This window comes from Streptomyces sp. CB03238 (genome assembly GCF_002099185.1).
Taxonomy (GTDB): Bacteria; Actinomycetota; Actinomycetes; order Streptomycetales; family Streptomycetaceae; genus Streptomyces.
On sequence record NZ_NBCN01000002.1, the window covers coordinates 75,178 to 98,012 of the forward strand.

The 22,835-nt window shown below is 70.8% G+C and carries 16 protein-coding genes; 9 read left to right on the plus strand and 7 right to left on the minus strand.

The features are described from left to right. Window positions 1–29: 29 nt before the first annotated feature. Window positions 30–1,241, minus strand: a complete 1,212-nt coding sequence (locus BKD26_RS03135) for a pyridoxal phosphate-dependent aminotransferase (RefSeq protein WP_084895498.1) — start codon at window positions 1,239–1,241, stop codon at window positions 30–32. Between the two features lie 108 nt (window positions 1,242–1,349). On the opposite strand from BKD26_RS03135, the gene BKD26_RS03140 reads away from it, so the two are divergent. From BKD26_RS03140 to BKD26_RS03155, 4 genes are all read left to right on the plus strand, one after another. Then, the gene (locus tag BKD26_RS03140) at window positions 1,350–2,129 is read left to right on the plus strand and encodes an SDR family oxidoreductase (RefSeq protein ID WP_084895500.1); all 780 of its coding nucleotides are present in this window, start codon (window positions 1,350–1,352) and stop codon (window positions 2,127–2,129) included. Between the two features lie 505 nt (window positions 2,130–2,634). Next, window positions 2,635–3,477, plus strand: a complete 843-nt coding sequence (locus BKD26_RS03145) for a serine protease (protein WP_084895502.1) — start codon at window positions 2,635–2,637, stop codon at window positions 3,475–3,477. Between the two features lie 37 nt (window positions 3,478–3,514). Further along, window positions 3,515–4,978 carry a polyprenol phosphomannose-dependent alpha 1,6 mannosyltransferase MptB gene (gene mptB, locus BKD26_RS03150; protein ID WP_084895504.1) on the plus strand — a complete coding sequence of 488 codons (1,464 nt, stop codon included), beginning with the start codon at window positions 3,515–3,517 and terminating at the stop codon, window positions 4,976–4,978. 296 nt (window positions 4,979–5,274) lie between these two features. Then, window positions 5,275–6,036, plus strand: a complete 762-nt coding sequence (locus BKD26_RS03155; protein ID WP_179166389.1) for a polyprenol monophosphomannose synthase — start codon at window positions 5,275–5,277, stop codon at window positions 6,034–6,036. Window positions 6,037–6,077: 41 nt separating this feature from the next. Here BKD26_RS03155 and BKD26_RS03160 read toward each other — a convergent pair whose 3' ends face one another. The 4 genes from BKD26_RS03160 to BKD26_RS03175 all read right to left on the minus strand — a co-directional run bounded on the left by BKD26_RS03160 (window position 6,078) and on the right by BKD26_RS03175 (window position 14,522). Continuing rightward, window positions 6,078–7,322 carry a hypothetical protein gene (locus BKD26_RS03160; RefSeq protein WP_084895508.1) on the minus strand — a complete coding sequence of 415 codons (1,245 nt, stop codon included), beginning with the start codon at window positions 7,320–7,322 and terminating at the stop codon, window positions 6,078–6,080. A gap of 532 nt (window positions 7,323–7,854) precedes the next feature. Then, complete coding sequence (locus tag BKD26_RS03165; protein ID WP_084895510.1) at window positions 7,855–8,895, minus strand: hypothetical protein; 1,041 nt, start codon at window positions 8,893–8,895, stop codon at window positions 7,855–7,857. Between the two features lie 30 nt (window positions 8,896–8,925). Further along, window positions 8,926–10,884, minus strand: a complete 1,959-nt coding sequence (locus tag BKD26_RS03170; protein ID WP_241518527.1) for a DNA/RNA non-specific endonuclease — start codon at window positions 10,882–10,884, stop codon at window positions 8,926–8,928. 269 nt (window positions 10,885–11,153) lie between these two features. Then, window positions 11,154–14,522 (minus strand): ALF repeat-containing protein, encoded by a 3,369-nt coding sequence (locus BKD26_RS03175; RefSeq protein ID WP_179166391.1) that lies wholly within the window; start codon window positions 14,520–14,522, stop codon window positions 11,154–11,156. Between the two features lie 552 nt (window positions 14,523–15,074). Between BKD26_RS03175 and BKD26_RS03180 the strand changes: the two genes are divergently transcribed. Both BKD26_RS03180 and BKD26_RS03185 read left to right on the plus strand, forming a co-directional pair. Then, window positions 15,075–15,602 carry a hypothetical protein gene (locus BKD26_RS03180; protein WP_179166392.1) on the plus strand — a complete coding sequence of 176 codons (528 nt, stop codon included), beginning with the start codon at window positions 15,075–15,077 and terminating at the stop codon, window positions 15,600–15,602. Between the two features lie 84 nt (window positions 15,603–15,686). Then, complete coding sequence (locus BKD26_RS03185; RefSeq protein ID WP_179166393.1) at window positions 15,687–17,228, plus strand: FG-GAP-like repeat-containing protein; 1,542 nt, start codon at window positions 15,687–15,689, stop codon at window positions 17,226–17,228. 119 nt (window positions 17,229–17,347) lie between these two features. Here BKD26_RS03185 and BKD26_RS03190 read toward each other — a convergent pair whose 3' ends face one another. Both BKD26_RS03190 and BKD26_RS03195 read right to left on the minus strand, forming a co-directional pair. After that, entirely contained in the window at window positions 17,348–18,922 is a 1,575-nt protein-coding gene (locus BKD26_RS03190) for a D-aminoacylase (protein ID WP_084895513.1), read from the minus strand. A gap of 11 nt (window positions 18,923–18,933) precedes the next feature. Then, window positions 18,934–20,199: an amino acid deaminase gene (locus BKD26_RS03195; RefSeq protein ID WP_084895515.1), complete on the minus strand. Its 1,266-nt coding sequence runs from the start codon at window positions 20,197–20,199 to the stop codon at window positions 18,934–18,936. Window positions 20,200–20,322: 123 nt separating this feature from the next. Between BKD26_RS03195 and BKD26_RS41030 the strand changes: the two genes are divergently transcribed. The 3 genes from BKD26_RS41030 to BKD26_RS03215 are packed head-to-tail and all read left to right on the plus strand — an operon-like array spanning window position 20,323 to window position 22,807. Continuing rightward, entirely contained in the window at window positions 20,323–21,651 is a 1,329-nt protein-coding gene (locus BKD26_RS41030; RefSeq protein ID WP_277622338.1) for a PfkB family carbohydrate kinase, read from the plus strand. Further along, window positions 21,648–22,397 carry an IclR family transcriptional regulator gene (locus BKD26_RS03210; RefSeq protein WP_084895517.1) on the plus strand — a complete coding sequence of 250 codons (750 nt, stop codon included), beginning with the start codon at window positions 21,648–21,650 and terminating at the stop codon, window positions 22,395–22,397. The genes BKD26_RS41030 and BKD26_RS03210 overlap by 4 nt, the downstream gene beginning before the upstream one ends. Then, window positions 22,394–22,807 carry a RidA family protein gene (locus BKD26_RS03215; RefSeq protein WP_084895518.1) on the plus strand — a complete coding sequence of 138 codons (414 nt, stop codon included), beginning with the start codon at window positions 22,394–22,396 and terminating at the stop codon, window positions 22,805–22,807. The genes BKD26_RS03210 and BKD26_RS03215 overlap by 4 nt, the downstream gene beginning before the upstream one ends. Window positions 22,808–22,835 lie beyond the last annotated feature (28 nt).

Below are 22,835 nucleotides of genomic sequence, written 5' to 3' on the forward strand. Positions count from 1 at the left end.
TAAAGTTGAGCTGACTCCATGTACGGGGTTCAGTGCTGGCTGTAGCCGTCGAGGAAGTTTCCGATCCTCGTCACGGCATCCGCCAGATCCGTGGCGTTCGGCAGCGTCACGATCCGGAAGTGGTCCGGCTCGTGCCAGTTGAAGCCCGTCCCGTGCACCACCATGATCTTCTCGGCCCGCAGCAGGTCCAGGACCATCTGCCGGTCATCCTTGATCTTGTAGACGTCCGGGTCGAGCCGCGGGAACAGGTACAGCGCGCCCTTCGGCTTCACACACGTCACGCCCGGGATCCGCACCAGCAGCTCGTACGCCACGTCCCGCTGCTCCAGCAGCCGCCCGCCCGGCCGCACCAGGGCCTCGATCGACTGCCGCCCCTGGAGCGCGGCGGCGATCGCGTGCTGCGCCGGCATGTTGGCGCACAGCCGCATGTTCGCCAGGATCGTCAGCCCCTCGATGTACGACGAGGCGTGCGCCTTCGGCCCGCACACCGCCAGCCAGCCGCTGCGGTAACCGGCCACCCGGTAGTTCTTCGACATGCCGTTGAAGGTCAGCACCAGCAGGTCGGGCGCGATCGCCGCGGTCGGTGTGTGCGTGACCCCGTCGTACAGGATCTTGTCGTAGATCTCGTCCGAGCAGACGACCAGGTTGTGCCGCCGCGCGATCTCCGTCAGCCCGCGCAGCATCTCGTCGTCGTACACCGCACCCGTCGGATTGTTCGGGTTGATGATGACGATCGCCTTGGTCCGGTCGGTGATCCTGCGCTCGATGTCGGCGAGGTCCGGCATCCAGTCGGCCTGCTCGTCGCAGCGGTAGTGCACCGCCGTACCGCCCGCGAGGGACACCGACGCCGTCCACAGCGGATAGTCCGGGGCCGGTACGAGGACCTCGTCGCCGTCGTCGAGCAGCGCCTGCATCGACATCTGGATCAGCTCCGAGACGCCGTTGCCGAGGTAGATGTCCTCGACGGAGAGGGGGATGCCCTTGGTCTCGTAATGACTCATGACCGCCCGCCGCGCGGACAGCAGGCCCTTCGCGTCGCCGTACCCGTGCGACTCGCCGAGGTTGCGCAGCATGTCCTCGAGGATCGCGGGCGGGCACTCGAAGCCGAAGGCGGCGGGGTTGCCGGTGTTGAGCTTCAGGATCCGGTGACCCGCAGCCTCCAGCCGCATCGCCTCCTCGAGCACCGGGCCCCGGATTTCGTAACAGACGTTGGCGAGCTTCGTGGACTGGATCACCTGCATGTCGCGAGCTTACGGCGGTGGCGGGTGGGGCGCCTCGTGTTTTGTGCCACTTCGCCCCCGCGAGAGGGCACCCTTGATCGCCCGCACCCGTGCGGGCATCATCGGCGGATGGCCGCTCTGCGACGTTTCGACGGGTACGGCGTACTGATCACCGGCGCGGCGCGCGGCATCGGCGAGGCGACCGCGCGCAGACTCGCCGCCGAGGGCGCGCGGGTGCTGATCGCCGACATCGACGACGACCTCGCACGCGAGGTCGCCGGGACGATCCCCGGGGCGGTGGCGTACGGATGCGACGTGAGCGAGGCGGACGCGGTCGAGGCGGCGGTGGCGTACGCCGTGGAGACCTTCGGCCGCCTGGACGTCCTCGTCAACAACGCCTTCGCCCGCACCCCGGACGCGCCGAGCCTCCAGGACGAGGCCGACGAGACCTGGCAGCGGTCCCTGGACGTCACGCTGATCGGCGCGCTCCGCTGCGCGCGGGCGGCCCTGGAGCACCTGGCGGCGTCGGGGCGCGGGGCGATCGTCACCATCGGGTCCGTCAACGCCGAGCAGGCCTTCGGCGGCCACGCGTACAGCGCCGCCAAGGCCGGGCTCACCTCGCTCACCCGCACGCTGGCCGCGGACGCCGCCCCGCGCGGCGTCCGCGTCAACCAGGTCAACCCCGGCACGGTCCGCACCCGCGCCTGGGCCGGCCGCGAGCACGTCCTGGACGCCCTGGCCGACCGGGTCTACCCGCTGGGCCGAGTGGGTGAGCCCGAGGACATCGCGGCGGCGGTGGCGTTCCTCGCCTCCCCGGACGCCTCCTGGATCACCGGCACCACCCTGCGCGTCGACGGCGGCCTCCTGGCGGTCAACACCGGCTTCGCCCAAGCCCTCGCGGACGACTGACCCCCGGGGCGGTTACGGCTGGCGCGGCGCGCGGCGCGGCCGGGTCGGTTGCGGTCGGTGGGCCAGGGTCGGGGCCCCTCCGGGCTCACCTCCTCGCGGTCGGCGGGGTGCCCACCTGGTCTCGTCGCCGTTTCTCGCCGCCAACCGCTGCGGGGGCGACCCTGCACGGCCCCTCCTCGCCGTGGTCGGAGCCAGCGCGCCCGATCTCGTGTGCACGCGGCCCCGGCCACCCGCTTCCCTCGCCCCACCGGGCCGCAGTCGGCGTACGACCGGGGCGGGGCCGTGCAGGGTCGCCCCCGCAGAGCTTGGGGGAGGCGCCGGAAGGGCTCCCTTTCCGGCGTACCCAAGGCCGCCGGCCTCGAGGAGGTGAGCCCGGAGGGGCCACGCCCCACCACCCGCGACAGGCGCCGCACCCGGGCGCACGGCCGAAAACGCTCTCCTCCCGCACCCGCCCCACCCCTCAGAATGCGCATGACAAAAGTCATCGCCAGAGGGGACCCCCCACATGCGTAAGCCTCTCGCCGGCGCGCTGCTCGCACTCGCGCTCCTCGGAGCCGGCGCCACAAGCGCCACAGCAGCCCCGGCACCGGCCCCGGCACCGGCTCCCACCACCAAGGCCGTCGACTTCGCCGGCACCGTCGCGCTCAGCAACTGCTCCGGTTCCGTCGTCCGCGTGCCCGGCTCGCAGCCCACCGATCCCGCGCTCGTGCTCTCGAACGGCCACTGCCTGGAGAGCGGCATGCCCGGTCCCGGCACCGTCGTCGTCGACAAGCCCTCCACCCGCACCTTCGGCCTGCTCAACTCCGCCGGCACCAAGGTCGCCACCCTGCGCGCCACCAAGATCGCGTACGCGACCATGACCGACACCGACGTCTCCCTGTACGAGCTGACCAGCACGTACGCCCAGATACAGGCGCGCCACAACATCAAGGCCCTGGAGCTGAACGCGACCCGCCCCGCGCAGGGGACGGCCATCAAGGTCGTCTCCGGGTACTGGAAGCGGATCTACAGCTGCTCCATCGACGGCTTCGCGTACCGGCTCAAGGAAGCCGGCTGGACCATGAAGGACTCCGTCCGCTACACCGCCGCCTGCGACACCATCGGCGGCACCTCCGGCTCGCCCGTCGTCGACAACGTCACCGGCAAGGTCGTCGCCGTCAACAACACCGGCAACGAGGACGGGCAGCGCTGCACGATGAACAACCCCTGCGAGGTGGACGAGAACGGCACCGTGACCGTGCGCCACGGCATCAACTACGGGCAGCAGACGTACGGCATCGTCGCCTGCGTCGGCACCGGCAACAAGATCGACCTCCGCTGGCCGGGCTGCACGCTGCCCAAGCCCTAGCCGAGCGCGCACGGCCCGCCCGATAGGTTGGCGGGTCATGTGGGCAATGAGCGCTGTCGGGTACCGCCGGCTCGGCGCGGCCGGGTCGGTCGCGACGGCCGTGGGCGGCTGGGCCGCCGGTACGCTGCCGGCCCGCGACCCGTGGGGGATCTGGGTCCCCCACGGGCCGGGGGTCACGGCGGCGGCCGCCGTCCTCGCGTACACCGGGCTGACGCTCCTCGTCGTCGCCTGGTGGGGGTACGGCCGGGCCGGGGCGTCCGTGCGCGAGACGCTCACCACGCTCGCCTGGTGGGCCGCCCCCCTGCTACTCGCCCCGCCCCTCTACAGCGCCGACGTGTACAGCTACATCGCCCAGGGCGCGATGGTCCTGGAGGGCCACGACGTGTACGGCGCCGGTCCCTCCGTCCTGGACCCGGCCGGCCTCGGCGGGGACGCCGCCGCGAGCGTCGGCGGCCACTGGACGGACACGCCCGCCCCGTACGGGCCGGTCTTCCTGGTGCTGGCGCAGGCGGTGACCTGGACCACCGGCGGGCCGATCGTGCCCGCGGTACTCGGCATGCGGCTGATTGCCGTGGCGGCGCTGGCCCTGACCGTGTGGGCGCTGCGCCGACTGGGCCGGGAGCGCGGTGAGGAAGGGGAGCGCGGTGCTCTCTGGCTCGGCGCGCTCAACCCGCTCCTGCTCATGCACGTGGTCGGCGGCATGCACAACGACGGGCTCATGATCGCCCTCATGCTGGTGGGCGTCGTGCTCGCGCGGCGCGGCCGCTGGATCCTCGGCAGCGCGGCCGTCGGCCTCGCGATGATGGTCAAGTCCCCGGCCGCCGTGGCGCTCCTCTTCATCGGCGTGATCGTCGGCAGGGCGGCGACCGGCCCGCGCGTACGGCGCGTGGCGAAGGGGCTGCTGGTACCGGGGGTGATCGCCGGGGCGGTGGCCGTGGGCGCGACGGTGGCCGCCGGCACGGGGTTCGGCTGGCTGCGGACGCAGAGCGTCGCCGGGACGATCCACACCGCGCTCTCGGCCACCAGCGACGTGGGCCTCGCCCTGGGCGAGCTGCTGCACCTGCTGCTGGGGGCGGACCCGGACCCGGTCAAGGCCGCCGTCCAGCGCCTGGGCCTCGCGGCGGCGCTCGCGCTCATCGCGCACCTGGCGTGGCGCTCGGCGCGCGGCCGCCTCGACCCGGTCCACGCCCTGGGCCTGGCCCTCGTCGCCCTGGTGGCCCTCTCGCCGATGGTCCAGCCCTGGTACCTGCTGTGGGGCGCCACCGTGGTGGCCGCCACGGCGTGGGACGGCCGCGCGGGCCGCGTCCTGATGGTGCTGTCCGCCGCCCTCGTCTACGAGACGGCCCCCTCGGGCCGCACCCCGGCGTACGGCTTCGCCCTGGCGGCCCTCGCGTGCGTCGTCGGGACGGTGCTGGTACGCCGCGACACGGCCACCGCACCGGACCGGCGCCGGGCACCCGGCCCCCGCGAGGGGGAGCGGGGCGAGGCACGTACGCCCTGACTGCCGCGAAGCCCAGGCCGACGGCATGGCTCCTGCCAGGGGCATTTGTGAACACCACCGGGCTCCGGGCGCACACCGAGTGCCCTGGAGCTCCGACTATCAGGTCGTCGGCAGACTGTTCTTCACCCTGCCCAATGGCGACCACAGCGCAGCGACGGCCGCGCCTCGGGGCCGATAGGCCTATTTCCCATACAGGCGCCCTTATCACCCCTCGCACTGCCGTTCGCGTTCAGGCCCGTATGCTCACGGGGACCAGCCGGGCCTCTGTACCGGCAAGCACACGAGGTGGATACACAGTGAGTGAAGGCGGTCAGCGGACCACAGGCCCGCTCGGCACGGTGTTGGTGATCATTCCGACCTACAACGAGGCCGAGAACATCGCGGCGATTACCTCTCGGGTCCGTAGTTCCGTGCCCGATGCGCACATTCTTGTCGTCGACGACAACAGTCCGGACGGCACCGGCAAGATCGCGGACGAGCTCGCAGCCGACGACAACCATATTCACGTCCTGCACCGCAAGGGCAAAGAAGGCCTCGGCGCGGCGTATCTGGCCGGGTTCGGCTGGGGCATCGAGAACGATTACGGCGTCCTCGTCGAGATGGACGCCGATGGCTCTCACCGCCCCGAGGAACTGCCCCGCCTGCTTACGGCGCTGCCCGGTGCGGATCTGGTGCTCGGGTCCCGTTGGGTACCCGGCGGGAGCGTAGTGAATTGGCCCAAGTCCCGGGAGTTCCTGTCGCGAGGCGGCAGCCTCTACTCCCGTCTGATGCTGGGAGTACCCATCCGCGATGTGACCGGCGGCTTCCGGGCGTTCCGCAAAGAGACGCTGGAAGGACTGGGTATCGCCGAGGTCGCCTCCCAGGGGTACTGCTTCCAGGTTGATCTCGCCTGGCGGACCGTGAAATCCGGTTTCCATGTCGTCGAGGTGCCGATCACCTTCGTCGAGCGGGAGCGGGGCGACAGCAAGATGAGCCGCGCGATTGTGGCGGAGGCGCTGTGGCGGGTGACCGCCTGGGGCCTTGGCCACAGGGCCAGGGCGCTCCTGCGACGCGGCTGAATTGAGGTCCGTCCTGCGGGGCCCGCAGGACGGACCTCAATTCAGTGAGCGCTCCGGGACACCTGCCGGCTGCCGGATACGGTGCCGGCGACAGGAAGCTGCGGAACCCTCTCACGGCCCTGGATGAGCTGGTGGAGCAGGAGAGGCAAACCGACGACGGCGATGATCCACACGGTGAGCATGAGCCGGTCGCCCTGGCTGTCGACGGGGTGCGCGATCTCGGCCGCGATGCCCGTCAGTCCGACGGCCAGAACGATCCAGCCGAGCGCACGGCTGTGCCGGAACAGGCCGTATGCGCCGAGGCCGACAGCAGTGACAAGCCAGGGGCTGCGGACCTGCTCCTGAATCCAGTGGGTCCAGTAGTTGCCGTTCAGCTCGACCAGCATGGGCCAGGGGGCGGCGACATCGGGCTGGGCGAAGTGATCAGTGAAAGTGTCCTGCAACGTCTCGGTACTGCCCGGCAGGTTGTAGTGCATGCTGAGCGCACCGATCCCAAGCACCACGGCCGCATTCAGGGCAGCCATGAAATACGTGCCCCGATGCCTAGTGCCGGCCACTAGTGCCAGGCACACCATCGCAGCGGCGGCCAATGCCCCCGCGATGAGCAGGAAGGTCGAGTACTTGACAGCTGTGCCCACCACCATGGACCCGGCGAGCAGGATCGCTCCTGCGGTAAGGCGACGATTGAACAGCCACCACGCACCCAGCAAGGCACTCATGGTGAGAGCGAGTACGGGGCCCTCTGTGAGGGGATATCCACCCCACCAGCCGATTGGACAGGCGTAGAAGAAGGCCTGTCCGAGCAGGGCGAACCTTGCAGGTGCCCCTACGGCGCGCAGCAGCAGGTAGGCAAAGAGGCCGCCGGCAACGGTGAACAGGACCGAGGTGACGAGCAGTCCCGAACCCGCGCCGAACACGGCGACAAACGGCGCGGCCAGGACCGGGAATCCCGGCCGGACATCGAATATGCGCTCATAGCGAGGGCTGAGCGGTTTCAAGCCGTCAGCCGACTCTGCCATGCAGGCGGAGAACCCTTTCCCCGGCGTGGGGTACGGAGCAGCGTCATCGCGCAGGTTCTCCGGCTTCAGCCCGTGGGAGCGCATCTCCCGCCGCACCTTGTCGTGGCAGTACGCCTTCAACGCGGTCCGGTGCGCCTGCTCCGGAGAGGCTCCGAGGAACTGCAGCGCGGCCTGGTTGTAACGGTAGGCGTCATTGGCCGGCGCCAGGGTGGGCCTGCCGATGATCTGGAGAATTATGTACGCGATGGCGATCAGCGCGGGGAGCATCCACCGGCGCGACCGACGTATGCTCTTTCTCCGGCGGGTCTCGGACGACCCCACATCACCTGCTCGGGGCCGAGAAACAGCAGTGAGGTCATTGGCGCTCGTCACGGGCGGTCACATTACCCTACTAGCACCTCGTGCGAATCCGTCACATATGCGGGCGCCTCCGCCGCAGCGCAGCCCACCGCAGGCTCCGTCACGACGAGGCCAGAACACACCGTGCCGTTCTGTAGAGCCGTTGTTCATGTGACGCGACAGCGGCAGACGCTCGTGTACTCCTCGACTCCGGAGCGGCCCAGGAGCGCTTGGATCCGAGGCCCACAGTTGCACGACTCCCGTCTCTGCCAAGAAGATGCACTGCATACATCTGGAACTTAGTGAGATGTGCCCGACATCACGTGTCGATGGTCCGGTCCTTCGCGGCGCGGCCAGGGCTAGTCGGCGGGCCAAGGGAGCGGCCCGCCGACAGAGCTCAGTATCCGAGGTACCGGAAGCGCGCTCGTGGCTTCTCGGTGTACTCGGGCGCCGAGCGTGCTTACGGGACCAGCTCGATGTGGGGGTGGGACGGGTCTACCGGGCAGGCGTGGAGCTGGAAGTTGTAGCCGCCGACAATGTCGATCAAGGTGAAGTTGCCGTCCCGGGCGCCCAGCGGAGGGGGGGCCGGGTTCGCCGGTTCCTCCTCGGCGATCCAGGTCCCGCTGCCGCCGTCCCATTCCGAGGAGGCGATGGTGAGGAGCGGGACCTCCTCGGTGCCGCACTCGGGGCAGGAGCGGTCGACGGGGTCGCCGAGGCTCCAGCGGGTCCAGCCGCCGGTCTTCCAGCCGGGGGCGGTGGAGAGGTTGTTCAGGTAGAGCTCGCCCGGGTCGTACGCGTACGTGTTGTACTGCGCGGGGTCGATCGACTCCCAGCGGCTGAAATCGTCCAACTGGTCCCGGAGTTCCTTGTCCAGCTCCCTGGGGTGGGGGTACTCGGTGACCTGCTCCGGTGAGAACAGGCACGGCTCCGGGAGGTAGCAGTCCCGCTGGACGATGGGCGGCTCGGGCGGTGCGTCGAGAAGGTCGATGACGGTTGCGGAGGAGCGCCAGAACAGTGCGGTTTTGGGGCTGGCATGTTCCGCGTGGTCGAAGGGGCACCACAGGACCTGGAGGAGGTCCGCGTCGGGCGGGCACGGGAAGGGGACGTCACGGGCGTAGAGCTGGGCGACGGGGAGGAGGGGGATCGGGCCGTCGAACCACGGGCGGCCCGCGAGCCGCTCCCAGGTCGCCCGTTCCTCGGGAGTCCACTGGGGCGCCTCAGGGTCGAGGCGCCGCCGCTCGGCCGCTGCGGCGCGGTCGTGGCGGAGGATCCGGACGTCGTCCGGTGAGTGGACCACCGGCGCCGCGCGGCTGTCGTGCGGCTCGTCGCAGTACGGCCACGGCTCGTCGGCGGGCCACAGCAGCGGCCCGCCGACGGAGCTGTCATGCACGGTCGGCGCCCCCGGCCTCGGGTGCAACCGGGTCGCAGTCCGTGCCAGCGGGGCCAGTTGAGGGAAGAGCGCGGTGACGTCGAACGGCCGCGGTGGGGTGGTGAAACTCATGCCGGCTCCCGTTGGCGCGAACTGATGGATTCAGTTACCGAGGTTGTACAACCCAGTGTTCGTATAGGTGTTGGTGACGTAGACGTTGGGGAACAGTTCCTCGGTCGTCCCGTTCGCCCGTTGGATATTAGCGTTCATCGTGACGCCCACCGGGATGGTGCTGTTCGCGTCCTTATAGACGGGTGTCACCTGGTACAAGATCGCGTCGTTCGTTCCGAGAACCCGATTGGAATCGTTGCCCTTGACCAGGTCCTCCGCCATCTTCTCGTAGGTCCGCATGCTGGGCGTGCCCGTGTTCATCCCGGACTGCCAGCAGGGGACGAGGTTGTAGCGAGTGAGCGCACTCGTGCCCTGTCCGCCGAGGATATTCGCGATGAGATGACACCGGACCAGCCGATAGGTGAGATTGTTCGCCTTCTTGAACTCCTCCGCGTCCTTCATGCCGGTGATGGGGTCGCTGGTTTCGGTCCCTCGGCCGGTATTCAGCCCCAGGCACGCCTGCGCCTTGGCCGGCCGCTGTCCGGGCCCGCTCGTCGGGTCGCTCTTGTTGACGAGCGGTACCGGTTCGGTGTTGTTCTTGAACCAGCCGTCGCCGTTGGGAAGCGAGTTGATCGGCGCGGGGTCGTTCAGGCAACTGGCCTGCGGACCGGTGTCCGGCAACGAGAACGTCAGCTCGAACTGGTCGGCGTCAATCACCCGCTGATTCTTGAAGCCGTCGGCAAGCTGGATGTCGGCGAACTGCTTCTCGGCGGGCGTGACATGGGCCTGCACGCAGGGTGAGGTACGGTCCAGGACGTTGGCGTCGTTCAGGACGTAGGTGTCCCATTCGCCGTTGCCGAGGTTGGGGATCACCGTGACGCACCGGTCGCCGGGGGCACCGCCCTCCTTCGCCTCCCCGAAGGGGAAGTCGCCACAGCTGTCAGAGGCGACGAGGTCCGTCTGGGCCGTGAAACCGGCGCACGTGCTGGCGGTACGACCGGCCACGCCGCTCGTCGACCGGGTCAGCGGGCTGCCCTTCTTGCCCCAGGCGCCGTTGAGGTTGTTCTGCGCCCAGCCGTAGGCGGCCACGGCGCCGCCCGCGTCCGCGCTCGTCGCCTTCATCGGCACGACGGCCATGACGGAGGGGACGGCGCAGCCCGCCACCGAAGTGCCGCCGACCGCGTGGTCGCACCTGATCTGACGTGGGTTCTTCCACGACGCGTTCGGGTCGGTCGGCGTCGTGTTCGGGGACGTCACGTACATCGCGTAGGAGGTGAAGAACGAGGCGGAGCTACCCGTCGTCTGGGGCGACGAATAGGTGACGTTGCCGGTGAGGGGCTGGCCGGTGGTGATGCCGCCGCCGTACCAAGGAGCGGTCTTGGTGGCCGTGCAACCGGCGTCACAGGATGCGCGGAACTTGACGTTCAGGGCGGTGACATCGCCGGAGGCGGCCGTCATCCTGACGGTGACCTGCTCGCTCCAGGTCGTGGCGGTCGGGGACAGGTCGGCGCCGGTCGAGACCTCCAGGACGCCGCGTCCGATCTCCACACCCCTGCTGTCGCGGAGGATGTAGGTGACGTTGATGCCGGTCACGCAGTACGAGAAGCGCTCGTAGCTGTAGTTGCCGGGGTTGGTGATGTAGCAGCTGGCGGTGGCGGCGGCAGCAGCGGGGGCACCGGCTGCCCGGGACTTCGCCTTCGCCTTCGCAGGGGCGGGGGTGACCGTCACACAGGACTCGACGGCACCCGCGCGGCGCTCCTTGGAGCCCGGCGCGGTGGCGGTGCATTCCTCACCGGAGCCGGCCGCGAACCTGCTGGTCCCGGTGAGGGGGGCGGTGGCCGGCAGGTCCGCCGAGTCGAGCCTGCTCACCGGCTGCGGCTTCTCTTGGGCCCCCTGCTGCGCCGGGCTCATGCCGGTCGTGGTGAGCCCCAGCGTCACCACCGTCACCAGGGCCAGTACGGTCGACCGGGCACGTCTCCGTCCGGGCCGACCACGTCGTATCGCATGCATGATTGTCATACCTCTCTTGTTGGCGTGGGTGCCCCGACGGCTTCGGTAAGGGGCAATGAGGGGCACCGGCACAGCGGTGCCCCTCGGACAGCGGACAGCTGCCGGACATCCGGGGGATCCAGACGGCACGATCAGCAGTTCGCCCGCGTGGGAGTCGTTCTCGTGCGATGGGGACCGGCCGGGGCGCCGGGCTCGTCGGCGCCGGGACCGGCCGGGCTCGGGCCGAGGCCGTTCGGTCCAGGCCCGGGCGCCGAGCGCTGCGACGCAGGTCAGAAGATGGACGACAGGACCTTGGTGGCCCCCGACACGACGTCCTCGCCGACGTCGGCGATCTTGCCGACGACGGGCTTGATGAGCTTGCCGCCGAGAGCCTTGTCCGCGGCACCGATCCACTTGGACTGGCCGAAGGTGACCAGGCTCAGGCCGGTGCCGATGGCGGAGTCGATGAACTCGCCACTGGTGAAGCCGTGTTCGATGCCGGTGAAGAGGGTGCCGAGGCCGCTGGCGCCCATCGAGACCGCGGCGAAGAAGCCGGCGGCCGCGGCGGCCGGGGGGAACACGAGGGCGGCGAGGGCGCAGCCCGCGGCCAGGAATCCGGCGCCGACACTGATCGCGTTGAACGCGTCGGCGTAGAAGCCGGCGTCGTTCCACCACTCGTCGGCGTCCGCGCTGGTGCCGTTGGGGTTGATCTGGTCGTTGGTGTCCTCGTCGGCCGGGTTGATCTTGGCCTCCCGCTCACGGCGGGCCTTCTCGGCAGCCTCCTTCGCAGCGGCCCTGACCTCGGCCTCACGCTTGGCCGCAGCGATCCGCCTGGCCTCGGTGGCCGCGGCCGCCGCCGTCGCCGCGTCCTTGCCCGCGGCGATCGAGGAAGCGCGGGCGCTCGCGGCGGAAGCCTGAGCGCTGTACGACGACTTCAGGGCGGAACGGGCGGAGTCCATCGCCTTGTTCGCCGAGTAGTTCGCGGAGCGGGCGGCACTACGGGCGGTCGACGCCGCCGCGCTCGCCCGTGCCGCGGACGCCTTGGCGTCGGCCGCGGACTTGTCGGCCGCGTCCGCGTTCCGCCTGGCCTCGGCGGCGTAGTCCTCGGCCTTGGCCGCGGAGTCAAGTGCCCTGGCCGCCCACTCCTTGGCCTCGGCGGCGGCACTCCGGGCATCGGCTGCGACCTTGGATGCCAAGGCGGCGTTCTCCTGCGCCTTTTCGGCGATCTTCGCCGCAGCCGCGATGGCGCCCCGGATCGCGGCGACATGGGTGGCGGTGTCGTGGTCGAGCTGGGCGGTCCGGTACTGCACCAGGGAGACGAAGTTGCGGCGCATCCAGGTGGGCCCCTCCATGGCCACCTCGGCATACGCCTTGGTGAAGGCACCCCCGGTTTCCATCAGCGTGAGGGTGAGGACCGCGTCGTCCTCCCGTATCGCCCGGGGGTACTCGTCGTCGAAAAAGTTCTGCAGCGATTCGGTGGTGTTGATGTCGAGTGCCTTGTTCGCCGCCTCGGTGACGGCCTTGCCGGGATTCGAGTCCAGGATGCGAGTGATCGCCACCCGGTTGTCCTCGTCGGAGGCCCTCTTCATGCCGCCGGTGAGGAAGTCGCCGACCGCCTTGGAATCAGGGCTCTCCAGGGCGGCCTGGGCCGCTTCGGCGATCCTGGGGCCGGCGATCGTGGCCACGTGGAGCGTGGTCTCCCGGTCGTCCTGAACCTGGGCCAGGTGCCGGTCGAGGTCGATCCAGGCGTACACGTCGTCGTCCGAGCCGGAGAGGGCGAACTGGGCCGCCTGCCGGGTCCAGGCACCCCTGGAGTTGAGCAGGGCGACGGCCGCCTTGCGCCCCTGGACCGCCGCGAGCTCCATGTCGTTCGCCGCCAGTGCCTGCTCGGCCTTGGTGATCAGGTCCTTGGTCGCCTGATCGATCTGCTGGGCCTGGGCGACCTTGTTCTGATAGGCAGCCATCTCCTTCGTCTCGATCTCGGCCAGCAGCCTGACCTCCTCGATGGCCTGCAGCTTGTCCTGCTCAAGGGTTTCCGCCTCGGCCTTCCGCGCGTTCTGCTCCACCAGGAGGGCGTCCGAGACGGCCTTGGTGGCCGTGTTGGCGGCCAGCACGGCCGCCGCCGCGTGGGCGGTGGACCTGTTGGCGTAGTCGACGGCCTGGCCCGCGTACTTCACGGCCTCCTCGGCGGCGGCCGCCGCCTTGTCGGCGTGGTCCGCCGCGGCGTTGGCGGCGTCCCGGGCGGTGCGGGCGGCCGCGGCCGCGGTGGTGGCGAGGGTATGTGCGGCGGAGGCGGCGTTGGTGGCCCGGTTCGCGGCGCTGGACGCGATCGCGGCCTGGCGCTTGGCCTCCGCGGCCTCCGACTGTGCGGCACCGGCGGCGGCACCGGCCTGGGCGGCGGCGTTCGCGGCGGCGGCCGCGTTGCGTGCGGCGGAGGCGGCGGCGGAACCGGCGGCGGCTGCCTTGGTTCCGGCGACGGCGGCCTGGTCGGCCGCCTTGGCCGCGGTACGCGCCTTGGCCGCGGCGTTGCGGGCGGCGACCGCCGCGTTCTTGGCGGCCTCGGCCTTGCCGGCATCCTTGGAGGCACCGATCGCGGCATGGAAGGCGCGGGCCGCGGCGCTGCCGGCGTTCGCGGCGGCCTGGGCGGCGCCGGTGGCGGCCCAGGAGGCGCGACGGGACGCCGACACAGCGGCGTTCGAGGCGTTGATGGCGTTACGAGCGGCATCCGCCGCGCCCTTCGCGGCGCCCGCCGCCTTGCGGGCCGCCGCCCCGGACTTCTGTACATCCTGCTGGGCAGCCGCCGCCTCGGCGGCTGCCTTCTCCGCCGCCTCCTTTGCCTTGTCCGCGGCGGTCTGGGCGCGCGCGGAGGCCTCGACGGCCAGGTTCGTCTCGCGCTCGGCGCGCTTGCCCTCCCGCTGGACGACGGCGACGAGCTCCTCGATCGTCGCCGACTCCTGGTCCCGGGCACGGGCGATGTGCTGCCCGGTCTCGATGAACCACTCCACGTCGGACGCGCTGCCGCTGAGGGCGCGGTCGGCGTACTTCTGCACCTCCGGGCCGGCCTGCGTCAGCATGGTGGCGACCTGGACGCGGGCGTCCTCCAGACGTGCGTCGTACTGGGTGTCGGTGAGGAACGCGATCAGGGACTGCTCGGTGCCGGCGGTCAGGGCGGCGGTGGCGGCTCGCCGGACCGCTCTGTCGCCGGTGCCCGACACGATGGTGGTGGCCACCTGGAGGTCCTCGAGGATGGCGGTTTTGAAGCCGCCCCTGAGGAAGTCGGCGATGGCGGCGTCACCGTTGTCGAGGGCGGCGACCGCCTCACGGCGCAGGCCCTTGCCCGCGCGGTCCAGGCTGCTGACGATGGCGACGCGGTTGTCCTGCACGGTTTGGTTCGGCAGCGTTTCGGCCAGGAAGGTCTGGATCTCGCTGTCGGAGGCGACCAGGGCCCGGGCGGCTGCGGACTTGACGCCTCTTCCGCCCGATATCCAGGCCTTGACCACCTTCGCCCGCTCGGTGTCCGGCAGGGGGACGGGATCCGGCGCAGTGCCCTCCACCGCGGCGGCGACCGGGGCGAGGAGCACCGAGGGCGTGGAGGCTACGGCGGTGGTGGCGGCGAGCGCACCGAGCACGCGGCGCCGGCTCCAGAAAGTTGTCTGCATAAGAGAGTTGTCCTCGTGTGAGCTGTGGGCAGGACATGTCGGATCTCCCTGGCAGGCCGGTTTCCGACGTGCCCGCGGGATGGAATGCCCATGGATGCGAAGTCGCGTGTAGGCGGAGCTCGTTGTAATGCCGGACCTTATCAACCTCTCATACCGAAGGGGCCAATTGAAGAGTCCGGTCTTTCAACGGACGCTTCGAATCCGCTTCTGATCGTCCCTCAGCATTCATTTACATGTCCTTCACAACTTTCGGCACAACCTTTACAAGGGGTGACGCAGATCACGAAGCATGCGTAGGGATTGCGCCAGTATGCGTGGGTTTTTTCACTCGACCTGAGGGCCACTTCATGTTGGTATGGCGAAGCGGATGATGATCGCCGGGACAGGGGGCCTCTCGTTTCGAGAGGTAAGGGAACTGCTTTCCGCAGGAGTTGGAGCATGCCCGGCAGGGCGATGTTGATATCGCATTCCTGTGCACCCGATTTCGAGCCCGATGATGAACATTCGGCCGTCAGCGACGAACTTGGGGATGCAATGAAGGAATACAGCAGAATGCCCGTGAAGCCGCAGCGCAAGCGGCTTGCGCGGCGCGCACTGGGCGCGGCCGCGGTCGGCGCCCTGGCTTGGATCACGGCGACCACGGGCATCCCCGGCGGGGCGTCGCAGCAGACGGGCCCCACCGCACTGGTCGCGGGGGACGCCCCCGGTTACACGGTGGAGGATTTCACCTACCCGAACGCGGACAAGGTCCTGGCCGAGAAGAACATCGTCCTCAAGCGCGGTGACGGGCACATCACCCTGGCCGACTGTGCGGCCGGAACCGGCCTCCTGGAGATCCTGGCCCGTGACAGGACGGACAAGATCTGCTTCAGGGTGGTGGGCGACTCCGGCTGGCTGACCCTGGAGATCCCCGCGGTCTACGCGGTCAAGGGCAACGACTACACGACCTCGGTCGACATGACCGTAGGTACCGAGGAGAAGTCGTTCGACATCAACAAGAACGCCTGGACCTCGGTGGGTGAAACCGCGGACCCAGAGGGCCGTGATCACCTGCTCGTCGAGATCAGGTCCTCCAAGTAACCGCAGGTCGACATCGACATGCTCATCACTCCGCGGTCCCGTGCCCACAGGACGCGCGGCCCTCGTGCCCAGGAAGCCACATTCATGTACCTCTCCAGACGCCCCCGTCTCTCCGCGCTGGCCGCTGCCCTGCTCGCGGCCCCCGTCGTGCTGAGCGCTGCCCCCGCCACCGCACTGACCGGAGCCGACGCCCCGGCGCAGCTGAACTACGTCGCGAAAATCAACGTCGGTGAACAGACCGCCTGCACCGGCACCCTCATCGACCGGCAGTGGGTCCTGACCGCGGCCACCTGTTTCGCCGCGGACGGCAAACCCCCCGCAGGCAAGCCCGCTACCACCACCACCGTCACTGTCGGCCGCACCGACCTGTCCCAGGCCGGCGGCAGCGTCCTGTCGGCCATCCGGCTCGTCCCCCATGCCGACCGGGACCTGGTGCTCGTCAAACTCGCCGCCAAGATCACCGATCCGGGCATCACGCCCGTCCGGTTGGCGGCCACGCCCGCCACCGCGGGTGAGGAGCTGGTGAAGGCCGGATTCGGACGCACCAAGACCGAATGGGTGCCCGACAAGCTCCACACCGGCACCTTCACCGTCGCGTCAACCACGGCCACGACAGTGGACCTCAACGGCTCCGACACCGCGACCGTCTGCAAGGGCGACGCCGGCGGACCCGCCCTGCGCACCGTCAACGGCACCACGGAACTCGTCGCCGTCAACTCCCGTTCCTGGCAGGGTGGATGTCTCGGCAACGATCCCGCCGAAACCCGTACCGGTGCCGTCGACACGCGTGTGGACGACATCAGCGCCTGGGTCGATCACGCCACCTCCCGCAATCCTGACGACCTCACGGGTGACGGCAAGGCCGACCTCGCGGCCGTCAAGAGCGACGGCATTCTGTGGATCTACCCCGGCACCGGAAAGCCCGGCATGGGCGCCCTGGGCACCCGCTTCCAGGCCGGCACCAGCTGGACGAGCCAGGACGCCATCACCACCGGCGACCTCAACAACGACGGCATCGGTGACCTCCTGTCCCGTCAGGCGTCCGACGGCACGCTGTGGGTCTACCCCGGCACCGGAAAGCCCGGCATGGAGACCTTCGCCACCCGGTACCAGGTCGGCAGGAGCTGGCAGACCCAGGACGTCACTCGCACCGGGGACTTCAACAGCGACGGGATCACCGATGTCCTGACCCGTCAGGCGTCCGACGGCACGCTGTGGGTCTACCCCGGCACCGGAAAGCCCGGCATGGACGCCTTCCCCAGCCGCTACCAGGTCGGTACCAGCTGGAAGAGCCAGAACGTCATCACCACCGGCGACCTCAACAACGACGGGCGCACTGATGTGCTGTCCCGTCAGGCGTCCGACGGCACGCTGTGGGTCTACCCCGGCACCGGAAAGTCCGGCATGGAGACCTTCGCCACCCGGTACCAGGTCGGCAGGAGCTGGCAGACCCAGGACGTCACTCGCACCGGGGACTTCAACAGCGACGGGATCACCGATGTCCTGACCCGTCAGGCGTCCGACGGCACGCTGTGGGTCTACCCCGGCACCGGAAAGCCCGGCATGGACGCCTTCCCCAGCCGCTACCAGGTCGGCACCGGCTGGGGGCCCTACCGCATCATCTGAGCGGCGGGACGACCTCCGATTCTCCCTCGCACTCCTCTCAAGAGTGCGGGGGAGATCCCTCCTGCCCAGTGAAGCTTTTCGCCGGACTTCTCCCACGCGGCTTGCCGTTGCCGACATGTTCAGGAGGCGGGCGTACGGCGGATCGCGCGGCCCGCCAGGGTGTCCGTGCGCCGGCCGTCGTCGATGACGAAGCGGCCGTCGATCAGCACGTACGGGATGCCGGCCGGCAGGGTGCGCGGGGCGTCGAAGGTGGAGCCTGCCGCGACCGTGGCCGGGTCGAAGAGGACCAGGTCGGCGCGGTGGCCCACGCGGACCAGGCCCCGGTCGGGGAGGCGGAGGCGGGCGGCGGGGCGGGAGGTGAGGTGGGCGACCGCCTCCTCCAGCGACAGGACGCCCAGTTCGCGCGCGTAACGCCCCAGGTAGTGCGGGAACGTGCCGTAGGCGCGCGGGTGCGGCTTGGCGCCCTGGAGGATGCCGTCCGAGCCGCCCGTGTGGACGCGGTGGCGCATGATCGCCCGGACGTTCTCCTCGTGGCCGACGTGGTGGAGGATCGTCGTGCCCAGCCGGTCGTCGATCAGCAGGCGGCGGGCGTTGGTCCAGCCGTCGAGACGCCGGCCGACGAAGCCGGCGAGCCCCGGATCGGAGACGCCCGAGATCTCCACGGTGTCCCACTCGACGGGTACGCCGTGACAGCCGTCCGAGCCGGTGACCTCCAGGTGGTGGCGTATCCGTTCGGCCGTCGCCTCGTCGCGAAGGCGGGCCAGGACCGCCTCCGGGCCGCCCTCGCCCGCCCAGCTCGGCAGCATCGCGACGAGCGTCGTGCAGCCGGGCGTGTAGGGGTAGGTGTCGAGCGAGATGTCCGCGCCGTCCGCCAGCGCCTTGTCCAGCAGCGCGAGCAGCTCGGGTGCCCTGCCTTTGTTGACGCCGAAGTTCATGGTGGCGTGGGCCAGGTGCAGCGCGCAGCCGGCCTCCCGCGCGAGGGCCACCATCTCCTCGTACGCCTCCAGCGCGCCCGCGCCGTAACTGCGGTGGTGCGGGCAGTAGTAGCCGCCGTACGCCGCCACGACCCGGCACAGTTCGGTCAGTTCGGCGTCCCGCGCATACATGCCGGGCGTGTAGGTGAGGCCGGACGACATGCCGAACGCGCCCTGCTCCATGCCCTCGGCGACGAGCTGCTTCATACGGGTCAGCTCGGCGCCGGTCGGCGGGCGGTCCTCCCAGCCGACGGCGTACATCCGCACCGTGCCCTGGGGGACGAGGTAGGCGGCGTTGACGGCGATGCCCTGACGGTCCAGGCGGTTCAGATATTCGCCGACGGTCCGCCAGTCGACGTCGATGTCGCAGCCGTCGCCGTTCCAGCCGGTGATGGCCCGGCGGACCTCGCCGAGGGTGCGGTCGTCGACCGGCGCGTACGACAGGCCGTCCTGGCCCAGCACTTCGAGCGTCACACCCTGCGCGGCCTTGGCGCTGTGGTCCGGGTCCCGGAGCAGGGCGAGGTCGCTGTGGGCGTGCATGTCGATGAAGCCGGGGGCGAGGGCGAGCCCGTGCGCGTCCAGGACGCGCCCGCCGGAGAGCGCCGGGTCGCCCTGCCGTCGGATCGCGGCGACCCTGCCGTCCGTGATGCCGACGTCGGCGCGGTAGGAGGGGCCGCCGGTGCCGTCGACGACGCGTACGTCCCGTATGACGAGGTCCATGCCGGCCGCTCCTAGAAGAAGGTGCGGATGTAGTCGACGACCGTGCCGTCCGCCTCGACCAGCGGGATCAGCGGCCACTTGTCGAACGCCGTGCAGGGGTGCGACAGCCCCATGCCGACCCAGTCGCCCACCTCCAGCTCCGCCTCGGCCGTCGTGTCGAGCCAGGCGTGCTGGTCCGACAGGCGGCTCACCGTGATCCCGTCCGCCGGGCGGACCGCCCCGTCGCGCGCGGAGCGGACGACCTGCGCCTCGGGGAGGTGGAGGTCGTACGCGGCGTCCCGCTTGCCCGCGTTGACGAACGCCTGCTCGGGCGTCGGGCGGGACACCACCTGGGCCCAGAGGCGGAACGCGGGCTGGAGGGCGCCCTCCTCCGGAACCCGGTTGAAGGGCGTGAGGTTGCGGTACTGGCCGTCGTCGTGCGACACGTACGCCCCCGAGCGCAGCAGCTTCAGCACCGGGCGGGACAGCGGCGGCAGTTCGGCGAAGACCTCGGCGACCGTGTCGAACCAGGCGCTGCCGCCCGCGCTGACGACGATCTCGTCCAGGCCGGCCGGGAAGCGGCCCGCCTTGTCGAGCTCGACCGCGAGGGCGGTGAGGCGGCGCAGCCAGGCCCGTACGGTGTCGGTCGTCGCCCCCGGCACCTCGCCCTCGTACCCGGCGACGCCGACGAGGCGGAGCGTGCTCGTCGCGGCGACCGCGTCCGCGACGGCGGCGCAGTCCGCCTCCGTACGCGCCCCGGTGCGCGCGCCGTCACCCGCGCCGAGCTCGACGACGACGTCGACGGGGCGCCGGGAACCACGCAGGGCCTGGTCCATCAGCTCGACGCCGCGTACGGAGTCGACGTAGCAGATGAAGCGGAAGTCCGGGTCCTCGGCGAGTTCGGCGGCGAGCCAGCGGAGGGCGGCGGCGTCGACCAGCTCGTTGGCGAGGAAGATCCGCTGGATGCCGAAGGTCCGGTAGACGCGGGCCTGGTGCGGCACGGCCGCCGTGATGCCCCAGGCGCCGTACTCCACCTGCCGGTCGAACAACTGCGGCGCCATGGACGTCTTGCCGTGCGGCGCGAAGGCGAGGCCGTGCCGCTCGGCGTACGTCTCCAGCAGCGCCAGGTTGTGCTCCAGGGCCTCGGCGGAGAGGGCGAGGACGGGGGTGGTGAAGCCGCCGGTGAACAGGTTGCGGCGCTGGGCGGCCAGCTCGCCGACGGTCAGGCCCTCGGCGTCCATGGGGAGCCCCTTGAACCGGTGGTCGACGTGCTCGTCCTTGAGGTGCTCGAAGGCCATGGCAACCCGTCCCCATCTGTTGCATTCTCTGCAACGGTAATTGCGTATATTGCTCAGCGGTGTCTAACATCCGGCGCAACGCCGGGTCAATGGATCCGCCAGGAACCCGTGAGGAGCCCCAGAGTGACCGCAACCGACGTCGTCTGTCTCGGCGAGTCCATGGTCACCTTCCTGCCCTCCCGCCCCGGCCGCCTCGCCGACGTGCCGTCCTTCGTCCGCGCCATCGGCGGCGCCGAGTCCAACGTCGCCTGCGCGCTGGCCGCCGCCGGCCACCGGACGCGGTGGGTCAGCCGCGTCGGCGCCGACGGCTTCGGCGACCACCTGGTGCAGGCCGTCGCCGCGTACGGGGTCGACACCGCCGCCGTACGCCGCGACCCCACGCGCCCGACCGGCATCTACTTCCGCACGGCCACCGACCGGACCACCGACGCCCACGAGGTCGTCTACTACCGGGCGGGGTCCGCCGCCTCCGCCATGTCCCCGGAGACGGTTTCGTACGAGGACCTCGCCCCCGCCCGCGTCCTGCACCTGTCGGGCATCACCGCCGCGCTCTCCGCCGGCTGCCTGGCCCTGATGCGTGCCCTCACCGCCCGCCGCCCCGGCCGCCCCCTGCTCTCCTTCGACGTCAACCACCGGCCGGGCCTGTGGCGCGGCGCCGACCCCTCGGTCCTCCTCGACCTCGCCCGGGGCGCCGACCTCGTCTTCGTCGGCGAGGACGAGGCGGAGGCGGCGTGGTCCCTGCGGGGCGCGGCGGCGATCCGGGCGGCGCTGCCGGAGCCGTGCGTGGTGGTGGTGAAGCAGGGCGGCCGTGGCGCGACGGCGTTCAGCCGCTGCGCGGGCGTTGAACCGGGGGCTCCGCCCCCGGACCCCCGCGCCTCAAACGCCGGCGAGGCGGAATGTGCCCCGCGGCGCGAAGCTGCCGCGCACCAGGGGTGTGGGGGCGTCAGCCCCCACGGTGAAACCTCCCCTCCCGCACAGGGGGCCTGGGGGCGAAGCCCCCAGTTTCGGGAAGGGGCGGGGTGGGGAACGGCCCCGCGCAGCGGCCCCACGCCCGCACCCGCGCACCCTGTCCCCTCCCCGGGAGCCGCCCCCGACCCGGGGCGCCGCCCCGACGGGCAGGGGGCGCGGCCCCAGCAGGGGCCCCAGCAGGGCGACACCGTCACCTTCGTCCCCGCCCCCCGCGTCGACGTCGTCGCCCCCGTCGGCGCCGGCGACGCCTTCGCCGCCGGGTTCATCGGCGCCACCCTCCGCGGGCTCGGCCTCACGCACCGGCTCCGCCACGGGCACCTCATGGCCGCCGCCGCGCTCACCGTCCCCGGCGACCTCGGCACCCCGCCCGCCACCGCACACGCTGACCGCCTCGCCGGCCTCGACGAAGACGCCTGGGAGAGACTGCACCTCGGCCCCGGCTGGACACGGACCGGGGAAGACCAGGAGGTACGTACGCCATGAGCCAGACCGTCGACCGCGCGCTCAGCATCCTGCCGCTGCTCGCGCGCGGCCCCGCCGACCTCGGGCAGGTCGCCGACGCCCTGGGCGTACACAAGTCGACCGCCCTGCGGCTGCTGCGCACCCTCCACGAGCACGGGCTCGTCTACCGCCAGCGGGACCAGCGCTACCGCCTCGGCGCCCGGCTGTTCGCCCTCGCGCAGGAAGCCGTGGAGAACCTCGACATCCGCGAGATCGCCCACCCCCACCTCGTACAGCTCAACGAGGAAACCGGGCACACCGTGCACCTCGCCGTGTACGAGGAGGGCGAGGTGCTCTACCTCGACAAGGTCGACAGCCGCTACCCGGTCCGCATGTACTCACGCATCGGCAAGCCCGTCGCGATCACCGTCGCCGCCGTGGCGAAGCTGCTGCTCGCCGACCTGCCCGAGGCCGAGCGCCGCGCGCTGGCCGCGAAGCTCGACTACCCCATGTACACGTCCCGTTCGATCCCGAACGCCGCTGCCTTCCTCCAAGAGCTGGCGGCCGTACGCGAACAGGGCTGGGCCACCGACCTCGGCGGCCACGAGGAGTCCATCAACTGCGTCGCGGCCCCGATCCGCGGCGCGGACGGCCGGGTCGTCGCCGCCATGTCGGTGTCCGCCCCGAACGTCGTCGTCACCGCCGAGGAACTCCTCGCCCTCCTGCCGCTGGTGCGCCGCACCGCCGATGCCATCACCCGTGACTACTCAGGCAAGGACACCGCATGACCGAGAAGACCCCCAAGACCGCGATCACCCCCGCCACCCACACCGCCCCGCCCGCCCGCTTCTCCCACGGCGTACGCAAGGGCAACATCCTCCAGGTGGCCGGCCAGGTCGGCTTCCTCCCGGCCGTCGAGGGCCAGCCGCCGACCGTCGCCGGGCCGACCCTGCGCGAGCAGACCCTCCAGACCCTCGCCAACGTGGAGGCGGTCCTCAAGGAGGGCGGCGCGAGCTGGGACGACGTGATGATGATGCGCGTCTACCTCACCGACACGGCGCACTTCGCCGAGATGAACGACATCTACAACGCGTACTTCGCCGACCTGACCGCCGTCCCCGCCGCCCGTACGACGGTCTACGTCGGCCTCCCCGCCGGCCTGCTCATCGAGATCGACGCGCTGGCCGTGCTCGGCTGAACCACCGCGGTACGGCGGGGAATCCCGT